This is a genomic window from Novosphingobium sp. B-7, assembly GCF_000410615.1.
In the GTDB taxonomy this organism is placed as follows: Bacteria; Pseudomonadota; Alphaproteobacteria; order Sphingomonadales; family Sphingomonadaceae; genus Novosphingobium; species Novosphingobium capsulatum.
In genome coordinates, this window is the sequence record NZ_APCQ01000796.1 from 1 (window position 1) to 9592 (window position 9592).

13 protein-coding genes are annotated in these 9592 nt (G+C 62.5%); 11 read left to right on the forward strand and 2 right to left on the reverse strand.

What is annotated here, in order from left to right:
* A partial coding sequence (locus H926_RS31650) for a LysR family transcriptional regulator (protein WP_148291690.1) occupies positions 1-212 on the reverse strand: 212 nt, incomplete at its 3' end.
* Between the two features lie 105 nt (positions 213-317).
* Here H926_RS31650 and H926_RS0109275 point away from each other — a divergent pair.
* From H926_RS0109275 to H926_RS0109325, 11 genes are read left to right on the forward strand one after another with little or no spacing between them, the layout of a single operon-like run.
* Positions 318-1466: a muconate/chloromuconate family cycloisomerase gene (locus tag H926_RS0109275; protein WP_022676045.1), complete on the forward strand. Its 1149-nt coding sequence runs from the start codon at positions 318-320 to the stop codon at positions 1464-1466.
* A gap of 12 nt (positions 1467-1478) precedes the next feature.
* Complete coding sequence (catC, locus tag H926_RS0109280) at positions 1479-1769, forward strand: muconolactone Delta-isomerase (protein ID WP_022676046.1); 291 nt, start codon at positions 1479-1481, stop codon at positions 1767-1769.
* Positions 1770-1822: 53 nt separating this feature from the next.
* The gene (locus H926_RS0109285; protein WP_022676047.1) at positions 1823-2716 is read left to right on the forward strand and encodes a dioxygenase; all 894 of its coding nucleotides are present in this window, start codon (positions 1823-1825) and stop codon (positions 2714-2716) included.
* A gap of 24 nt (positions 2717-2740) precedes the next feature.
* Positions 2741-4087, forward strand: a complete 1347-nt coding sequence (locus H926_RS0109290; protein WP_371256232.1) for a Rieske 2Fe-2S domain-containing protein — start codon at positions 2741-2743, stop codon at positions 4085-4087.
* Positions 4084-4569 (forward strand): benzoate 1,2-dioxygenase small subunit, encoded by a 486-nt coding sequence (benB, locus tag H926_RS0109295; RefSeq protein ID WP_022676049.1) that lies wholly within the window; start codon positions 4084-4086, stop codon positions 4567-4569. Before H926_RS0109290 ends, benB begins: the two co-directional genes overlap by 4 nt.
* Positions 4562-5353, forward strand: a complete 792-nt coding sequence (benD, locus tag H926_RS0109300; RefSeq protein ID WP_022676050.1) for a benzoate diol dehydrogenase BenD — start codon at positions 4562-4564, stop codon at positions 5351-5353. The genes benB and benD overlap by 8 nt, the downstream gene beginning before the upstream one ends.
* 16 nt (positions 5354-5369) lie before the next feature.
* Positions 5370-6077: a CoA transferase subunit A gene (locus H926_RS0109305; RefSeq protein ID WP_028657796.1), complete on the forward strand. Its 708-nt coding sequence runs from the start codon at positions 5370-5372 to the stop codon at positions 6075-6077.
* Positions 6077-6739 (forward strand): 3-oxoacid CoA-transferase subunit B, encoded by a 663-nt coding sequence (locus tag H926_RS0109310; RefSeq protein ID WP_022676052.1) that lies wholly within the window; start codon positions 6077-6079, stop codon positions 6737-6739. Before H926_RS0109305 ends, H926_RS0109310 begins: the two co-directional genes overlap by 1 nt.
* A complete protein-coding gene (gene pcaD / locus H926_RS0109315) occupies positions 6739-7518 on the forward strand; it encodes a 3-oxoadipate enol-lactonase (RefSeq protein WP_022676053.1) in 780 nt (259 codons plus the stop codon). The genes H926_RS0109310 and pcaD overlap by 1 nt, the downstream gene beginning before the upstream one ends.
* Positions 7519-7526: 8 nt before the next feature.
* The gene (gene pcaF, locus H926_RS0109320) at positions 7527-8732 is read left to right on the forward strand and encodes a 3-oxoadipyl-CoA thiolase (RefSeq protein ID WP_022676054.1); all 1206 of its coding nucleotides are present in this window, start codon (positions 7527-7529) and stop codon (positions 8730-8732) included.
* Between the two features lie 27 nt (positions 8733-8759).
* A complete protein-coding gene (locus H926_RS0109325; RefSeq protein WP_022676055.1) occupies positions 8760-9113 on the forward strand; it encodes a hypothetical protein in 354 nt (117 codons plus the stop codon).
* A gap of 30 nt (positions 9114-9143) precedes the next feature.
* On the opposite strand, the gene H926_RS0109330 is transcribed toward H926_RS0109325, so the two are convergent.
* The gene (locus H926_RS0109330) at positions 9144-9542 is read right to left on the reverse strand and encodes a tannase/feruloyl esterase family alpha/beta hydrolase (RefSeq protein ID WP_082209089.1); all 399 of its coding nucleotides are present in this window, start codon (positions 9540-9542) and stop codon (positions 9144-9146) included.
* Positions 9543-9592 lie beyond the last annotated feature (50 nt).

The window sequence follows — 9592 nt, forward strand, 5'->3', positions numbered from 1 at the left end:
CCAATCTTTGCAACAGAGCCAAGCAATTGACCAAGAGGGGTCAGACTTAGCGGCCGGGCAGTCCTGTCGAAAAGCAGGCCTCCTACTTCCTCCTCCATTTGACGTATCGTTCGGCTTAGGGGTGGCTGCGCGATGTTAAGAGTGGCTGCCGCGTGTGAAAAACTCCGCGCACTTGCCACCGCAAGGAATTGACGGAGGTGCCTCAGGTCCATTGCTATACCTTACAGGTATGGAGTCATGACCGCAATGATCTTTGAAAGCCCTCCGGTGACACGCTACTTTTCCTGATAACAGTGTGAAGTTGGAGAGGTGTGATAATGGCGGCTTTAGACCGGATCGATACCTTCATTGTCGATGTGCCGACAATCCGGCCACACGTCCTCGCGATGGCGACCATGCGTGCGCAGTCGATGGTCATTGTTCGTTTGACCGACGGCGACGGCGTCGAAGGCATCGGGGAGGGCACGACCATAGGCGGCCTCAGCTATGGCGAGGAAAGCCCTGAAAGCATCAAGTCTGCAATCGATACATATATCGCACCGATCCTTCAGGTCTGCGATCTTTCGCGTGTGCGCGCCACGATGGCACGGATCGGCCGCAGCGTGCGCGGCAACCATTTCGCCAAGTGCGCGGTGGAAACGGCGCTTCTCGACATGGCGGGCAAGCGGCTGGGCGTGCCGGTCTCCGAGCTGATCGGGGGAGGGCGCGTACGGTCCTCGCTGCCCGTCGCATGGACGCTCGCCAGCGGAAACACCGCACGCGACATCGAGGAGGGCGAGGCCATGCTCGAGCAGCGCCGCCATCGCATCTTCAAGCTCAAGATCGGCAAGCGCGAAGTCGCGGACGACGTTGCGCATGTGGGGGCAATCTGCAAGGCGCTGGCCGGACGCGCGAGCGTGCGTGTCGACGTAAACCAGAACTGGTCCGAAGCGCAGGCCGTGCGTGGCATGGCAATGCTGCACGATGTCGGCGTCGAACTAGTCGAGCAGCCGGTGGCGCGCGATGCTCTAGATGCGATGGCGCGGCTGTCCGGAACCCAGGCGGTGCCGCTGATGGCCGACGAAGCGCTCAATGGTCCGCGTTCGGCCTTCCGCATCGCCTCTGCGGCGGCTGGCGGCGTGTTCGCGGTGAAGATCGCGCAATCGGGCGGGCTGCATCCTGCAAGCGAGGTTGCCGCCATCGCGACGGCTGCGGGGATCGGCCTTTACGGAGGCACGATGCTTGAAGGCGGCGTCGGCACCGTTGCCTCGGCGCACCTGTTTGCCTCGTTCCCTGAACTGGCGTGGGGCACCGAACTGTTCGGCCCCCTGCTGCTGACCGAGGAAATTCTGGCAACGCCGCTGCGCTATGCCGATTTCGAGCTGGCGGTCCCCGATGCGCCGGGCCTCGGCGTCACGCTCGACGAGGAAAAGATCGCCCGCTTCCGCCGCGACAGTGCGGCCCCCGTCATTCACGCCGTCGCCTGAGAGGACGCACGCATGTTGTTCATGGTTGAAATGCAGGTCAACATTCCGCTCGGCTTCGATGCGGACGAGGCGGCACAGCTGAAGGCCGCCGAGAAGGCGCGGTTTCAGGAACTGCAGGCAGCGGGCACGTGGCGACACATCTGGCGCGTAGCGGGGCAGTACGCCAACGTCAGCATCTTCGATGTCGAGAGCAATTCGCAACTGCACGACATCCTTATCGGCCTGCCGCTCTACCCTTTCATGACGATGAAGGTGACTGCGCTCTGCCGGCATCCCTCATCGCTTCACGACGATGACCGCTGAACCGGACATTTTATAATCAGGTAATTGAAACAGTATCTTGGGAGATTGACGTCATGCAAGAATCATTCGTTGATTCCGCTCCGATCCGAAACCTGCTCGACCGTGCGGCAGGCCTTGACGGTGATGGTGGCGATGCCCGCCTCAAAGCCATCATGCGCGATCTGCTGGAGGCGACTGCGCGCGTGATCGTGCGTCACGACGTGACCGAGAGCGAGTTCTGGGGCGCGGTCAAATACTTGCAGGACAGCGCCGGCGAGATCGGGCTGATCGTTCCGGGCATCGGCCTCGAGCACTTCATGGACCTCTACATGGACGCCAAGGATGCCGAGGCAGGTCTTGCCGGCGGTACGCCGCGGACCATCGAAGGCCCACTTTATGTTGCAGGCGCGCCTTTGGTCGAAGGGCCGGACGTCAACCTCACCGTTGATCCCGATGACACCACCAGCCTGTACATGACGGGTCAGGTGCGTGGCCCCGATGGCGAGCCGGTGCGGAATGCTATCATGCACGTGTGGCATGCGGACTCGCAGGGCTGGTACTCGCACTTCGACCCGACGAAGGAGCAGACGCCGTTCAACAATCGCCGTCGCATAAAGCTAGGCGACGACGGTCGCTATGCATTCCGTTCGAAGATGCCCAAGGGCTACAGCGTGCCCCCCGGTGGGGCGACCGACGTTCTCATGAAGGCCGTTGGCCGTCACGGAAACCGCCCGGCCCACGTCCACTTCTTCATCGAAGCGCCGGGCTACCGCCAGCTGACCACGCAGATCAACTTTGGAGACGATCCGTTCGCGCATGACGACTTTGCGTTCGGCACGCGCGCAGGCCTGCTGCCCGTGCCCATGCGTCAAGGCGACAGTGCCTCGATCACGTTCGACTTCGAGATGCAGCGTGCCGTGGACCAGGAAGATGAGAAGTTTTCCACCCGCGCGCGCCTTGAAGTCTGACGCAAGAATCTGGGAGAAATGACGATGTCCGGTGCCATCAGGAATCGCATTGAAACGGCCGTTGTCGATGACGCGGATGCCGGGCAGTTCCGCTGCCGCCGCGACATCTTTACCGACCCTGATCTCTATGAACTCGAAATGAAGCACATCTTCGAGGGCAACTGGGTCTATCTCGCGCACGAGAGCCAGATCCCGTCGACAAACGACTGGTTCTCGGTGACGGTTGGACGGACCCCCGTGGTCATCACTCGTACAAAGGATGGCGCACTCAACGCCTTCATCAACGCCTGCTCGCATCGCGGCGCGATGCTGTGTCGGCGCAAGCGGGGCAACGGGCGCGTCATGGTCTGCCCGTTCCACGGCTGGAGCTTCACCAATGACGGCAAGCTGCTGAAGGCCAAGGACGAGAGCTCGGGCGCCTATCCCGCTTCGTTCAATCAGGACGGGTCGCACGACCTCGCCCGCCTTGCCCGCTTTGAAAGCTACCGCGGATTTCTGTTCGGTAGCGTCAATCCCGATGTTGGGCCGCTCGACAAATACCTCGGCGAGACGCGAGTGATCATCGATCAGATTGTCGACCAAGCACCAGATGGCATCGAGGTTCTGGCGGGAAGTTCGTCATACGTCTTCGAGGGCAACTGGAAGCTGCAAATGGAGAACGGTTGCGACGGCTACCACGTCAGCTCGGTGCACTACAACTACGCCAAGACCATGGAGCGGCGCGCCGAAGGCGGCACCAAGGCGGTCGATGCCAACGGCTGGTCCAAGGCCGTAAGCGGAGTCTACGGCTTCGACAACGGGCATATCCTGCTGTGGACCAAGGTGCTCAATCCCGAGGTGCGGCCCGTCTGGTCGCACAAGGAAGAACTTGAGAAGCGGCTCGGCAAGGAGCGCACGCGTTTCATCGTCGAGCAGAGCCGCAATCTGGCGCTCTATCCCAACGTCTTCCTGATGGACCAGTTCTCCACGCAGATCCGCGTGGTGCGACCGATCGATGTCAATCACACCGAAGTGACGATCTACTGTTTTGCGCCGAAGGGCGAGAGCGCCGAACTGCGCGCTATCCGCATCCGCCAGTACGAGGATTTCTTCAACGTCTCCGGCATGGGCACACCCGATGATCTGGAGGAGTTCCGCACGTGCCAGGCCTCCTATGCGGGCGCGGGCGAATTGTGGAACGACCTCAGTCGTGGTGCTAAGCGCTGGATCAACGGACCCGACGAGAATGCGCGCGAGATGGGCATGAATCCGCTGCTGAGCAGCGAGCGCAGCGAGGACGAGGGTCTGTTCGTCCGTCAGCACGAATACTGGGCCAAGGCCCTGCTTGATGGCCTTGCGCAGAGTGACCAGCGGGCGGAGGAAATGGCGTGAGCGTGCTCATTGAAGTTACCGCTTTCCTCAATCGCGAGGTGCGCCTGCTCGACGACCGGCAATGGGACGCGTGGCTCGAATGCTACACGCCTGACTGCACTTACTGGATGCCGGCGTGGACCGACGACGACGAACTCGTCACCGATCCGCAGAGCCAGATTTCGCTGATCTATTACGCGAACAGGCAAGGTCTGGAAGATCGCGTGTACCGGCTCGAGACCGAGCGTTCGAGCGCGAGCACGCCGGAACCGCGCACCACGCACATGATCGCCAACATCGAACTGATGGACGATCGCGGCGACGAGCTTGATGTGCGTTACAACTGGCATACGCTCAGCCATCGCTTCAAGATGACCAGCCAGTTCTTTGGTGCGACCTTTTGCACGTTGCGCCGGGTCGGCGGCGAACTGAAGATTTCGGCGAAGAAGATCGTGCTCAAGAACGACTACATCAACCAGGTGATCGACGTCTATCATGTCTGATCCGGTGGCGCATTTCGCGGGGCGGTTTGCCGGCAGGGTGATGGTCGTGACTGGCGCTGCGCAGGGCATCGGACGCGGTGTGGCGCTGCGGGCCGCGGCAGAGGGCGCGCAGGTCCTGTTGGTCGACCGGGCCGAATTCGTTGCCGACGTGGCCGCCGAAATCGGGCTATCGGCGCGGGCATTCGTGACGGATCTCGAAACGCATGAAGGCGCAGCAGCGGCCATGGCAGAGGCTGTTGCCCATTTCGGCCGGATCGACATTCTCATCAATAATGTCGGCGGTGCTATCCGCATGCGGCCCTTTGCCGAGTTCACGCCCGAGCAGATCGACGCGGAAATCCGCCGCTCGCTCATGCCGACGCTTTATGGCTGCCATGCGGCGCTGCCCGCGATGCTGGCGCAAGGTTCGGGCACCATTGTTAACGTATCGTCCAATGCCACGCGCGGCATCCGGCGCGGTCCCTATTCGGCGGCCAAGGGGGGGATCAACGCGCTGACGCAGAGCTTGGCGATGGAATATGGCGAACAAGGTATCCGCGTCGTGGCGACTGCGCCGGGGGGAACCAGCGCACCGCCGCGCAGGGTGCCGCGAAATGCCGCCGGCGACAATGCGCAGGAACAGGCGTGGATGGCGCAGGCGGTCGAACAGGTGACGGGATCAACGTTCTTCAAGCGCTATGGCACCCTGGACGAACAGATCGCACCAATCCTTTTCCTGGCCTCGGACGAGGCAAGCTACATAACCGGAACCATCCTGCCCGTTGCGGGCGGTGACCTGGGCTGAACGCAAGGGCCAACCAATGTCCAAGATTTATTCAAGTCCCGCGGCGGCGCTGGACGGCGTGCTGTTCGACGGGATGACCGTGATGTCTGGCGGGTTCGGCCTGTCCGGCAATCCGGAAAGCCTGATTCCCGAAATCCGCGCGGCGGGCGTGAAGGACCTAACGGTCATTTCCAACAATGCTGGCGCCGATGGCTTCGGCCTGTGGATGCTGTTGAAGAGCCGCCAAGTGAAGAAGATGATCTCGTCCTATGTGGGCGAGAACAAGCTGTTCGAGGAGCAGTACCTGTCGGGCGAACTTGAACTCGAGCTGACGCCGCAGGGGACGCTGGCAGAGCGCATCCGGGCGGGGGGCGCGGGGATTCCGGCGTTCTATACCCGCACCGGCGTAGGCACGGTCGTCGCTGAGGGCAAGCCGGTCGAGGTGTTCGAAGGCGAGGAATATGTGCGCGAGAATTGGCTGCGCGCCGATCTTGCCATCATCAAGGCGTGGCGTGCCGACCCCGAGGGCAACCTCATGTACCGGCGCACTGCGCGCAACTTCAACCCGAACATGGCAACGGCGGCCAAAGTAACGGTGGTCGAAGTCGAGGAGATCGTGCCCGCAGGTACATTCGACCCCGACTGCATCCATACACCCGGCATCTACGTCGACCGCATCGTGCTTTCGACGATCAATGAAAAGCGCATCGAAAAGCTGACCGTACGCGAAAGGGAGAGCGCCTGATGCGGTGGAATCGTGACCAGATGGCCGCGCGCGCCGCGCAGGAATTGCGCGATGGCGACTACGTCAACCTTGGCATCGGCATACCGACGCTGGTGGCTAACCACGTGCCCGAAGGCATCAAGGTTACGCTGCAGAGCGAGAATGGCATGCTCGGCATCGGCCCTTTCCCTTATGATGGCGAGGCCGATCCGGACCTGATCAACGCGGGCAAGCAGACCATCACCGCGCTGCCCACGTCGAGCTTCTTCTCTTCGGCCGACAGCTTCGCGATGATCCGGGGCGGTCATATCGACATGGCCGTATTGGGCGCGATGGAAGTTGCCGCAAACGGCGACCTCGCCAACTGGACCATTCCCGGCAAGATGGTGAAGGGCATGGGCGGGGCAATGGACCTCGTCGCCGGGGTCAAGCGCATTGTCGTCGTGATGGACCACGTGTCAAAGTCCGGTGCGCCCAAGATTCTCGAGGCGTGCAGCCTGCCGCTGACCGGGCGGCGGGTGGTGGACCTGATCGTCTCGGACCTCGCTGTCATTGCGGTTGACCGCAAGGCGGGCGGACTGACGCTCGTCGAACTGGCGCCGGGGGTTACAGTTGCCGAGGTCGTCGCCAAGACCGGCGCACCGCTCGATGTTTCGGCCTTTGTCGAAGGGGCGCAGGGCTGATGCCTTTCAGCGGGGAAGAGGGAAAGCGCGTCTATTGGAAGCTCGAAGGGCGTGACGATGTGCCCGCGCTGGTTCTGCTCAATTCCATCGGCACGGACATGGACTTGTGGGACGGCGCGCTACCGCTGCTGCGGCAAAGCCACCGGCTCCTGCGCGTTGACACGCGGGGGCATGGTGCATCGGATGTCGCAGACGAGGACTACGCCATGGCAGGCCTTGCTGCGGACATCTTTGGCGCCATGGATGGCGCCGGGATCACAGTTGCAGCGGTGGCGGGTGTATCGCTGGGCGGAATGATTGCGATGGAAATGGCGCTCGCACGGCCCGATCGCGTCGCCGCGCTGTCTTTGGTCTGCACTTCGGCTAAGATGGACAAGACCGCGTGGAGCGACCGCGTGGCAAAGGTGCGCGGCGAAGGCATGGCCGCTATCGTCGATCTGGCCATGGGGCGGTTCCTTTCACCCGAATTCATTGCCGCCGAGCCTGCAGTGGCGCAGACGATCCGCCGCCAGCTGGTGAATATGGCAGCTTCGGGGTACGCCGGATGCGCGGCAGCCATCCGCGATATGGATCTCGCATCACGGATTGGCCAGATCGGCTGTCCGACGCTGGTAGTGACGGGCGACCGTGACACCTCCACGCCCTTTGAAGGCCACGGTGAATACCTGCTTGCCCAGATTCCCGGAGCAAACCACGCGGCCTTGCCCGCTGCGCACCTCGCGCCGCTTGAGGCGCCGCGGCTTCTGGCCGAGACCATGCTCGAATTTCTGAAGGATTGAACCGCTCGATGACCGACGCTTTCATCTGTGATGCCATCCGCACCCCTGTCGGGAAGCTCAACGGATCGCTGGCCAGCGTGCGCGCCGACGACCTGGCCGCGCTGCCCCTTCGCGCATTGGCAAAGCGCAATCCGGACCTCGATTGGGCACAGGTGGATGATGTAATCCTCGGCTGCGCCAACCAGTCGGGAGAAGACAACCGTAACGTCGCGCGCATGGCTGTGCTTCTAGCCGGGCTGCCGGAAACGGTTCCGGGCGTCACCGTTAATCGCCTCTGCGCGTCGGGGCTGAATGCCGTCGGCATTGCTGCGCAGGCAATCCGCTCGGGCGATGCCGACCTGATGGTGGCCGGCGGCGTCGAGAGCATGACTCGCGCGCCTTACGTCATGGGCAAGGCAGGAAGTGCCTTCGACCGGGCCCAGAAGATCGAGGACACTACACTTGGCTGGCGCTTCATCAATCCGGCGATGAAGGCAGCTTATGGCGTCGACACGATGCCGCAGACCGGCGAGAACGTCGCCGACCAGTGGCAGGTGAGCCGCGAGGATCAGGATCGCTTTGCGCTGGCAAGCCAGGAAAAGGCTGCTGCGGCCATCGCATCGGGCCGTTTCGACGTGGAGATCGAGCCGGTCGAGGTTCCGCAAGGCAAGGCACCGCCCAAGCTGTTCGAACGTGACGAGCATCCGCGCGCGACGAGCCTTGAGGCGCTGGCCAAGCTCAAGCCGGTCGTGCGTGCTGATGGAACCGTGACGGCGGGCAATGCCTCGGGCCTGAACGATGGCGCCGCTGCGATGATCATTGCTTCGGACGCCGCTGCCAAGGCCAACGGGCTGACACCGCGCGCACGCATCATTGGCATGGCGGCCGCCGGGATTGCTCCGCGCGTTATGGGAGCCGGCCCGATCGAAGCCGCGCGTAAGGTGCTCGCCCGCGCCGGGCTCGGTGTTGGCGACCTGGACGTTATCGAACTCAATGAAGCCTTTGCCAGCCAAGCAATTGCTACGCTGCGCGATCTTGGGATCGATCCGCTGACAGACACGCGCGTCAACCCCAATGGCGGCGCGATTGCACTGGGCCATCCGCTCGGAATGTCGGGTGCACGCATCACTATGACTGCGGTGGAGGAGCTGCAGCGCACCGGCGGGCGTTATGGTCTGGCTTTCCTGTGCATCGGCGTAGGCCAGGGGCTGGCTTTGCTTATCGAACGTGTCTGATCTCAAGTTATTCAAAGGAAAACCGCGATGCAGGGCGAACTTTACAGCATCTATCACTGCGCGATCGAACCGGCTGACTTTCCGGCTTTCAAGGAGCTTGTCGCGAAGATCGTGGCCGAGACGGCAAAGGAAGCCGATACGCTTACGTATGAGTACGTGGTCAATGAGGCCCGCACGCAAGTCCATATCGTTGAGCGCTATCGCATCGAGGGCCTGTTGCCTCATGTACAGCAGACCTTCTCGCCCTTCGCTGAGCAATTCCTGGCGCTGGTGCGGATCGAGAAGCTTTACGTCTACGGTGAGACGACGCCCGAAGTGCGCGCAGTGCTTGACGGCTTCGGCGCGATCTATCTCACGCCGTTTTCCGGTTTCACTCGCTGATCCTGCAGTGGTGTCTGGGCGTGTCGGCGATCATTCGCAGGCAAAGCTGTCGGCACGCTCGGGGTCGCCGCCACGATAGCGCGCGATCCTTGGCCAGGCGCAGACAGGGCGCGTGCGGCCCGGCCATGGCGTGTGCGCATCCGCCGTGGCGAGCAGGCTGTCCGGAGCCTTGTGCTGTTCCACCCAGGCGACCAGCGCACCCAAGGCATCGTAATGGCTCGTCGCCGGCCCACCCATGCAGTGGGCCATGCCGGCAACGGGGAACACGCGCAAACCATCATCGGTCCGTGCGCCGTAGCGCTGCACGACGCGGTCGCGCCATGCCAGCGTGTCCATGACCGAGAACACCGGATCCGACACACCGTGTGGCACCATCAGCTTGCCACCGTGCGCAAAAAACGTATGGCCCGCCCCGCTTGCAAGTAGGATTTTGAGAAGCTCTGATCAGTCTGCGTCAACGGGCTCTGTTGCAAAGATTG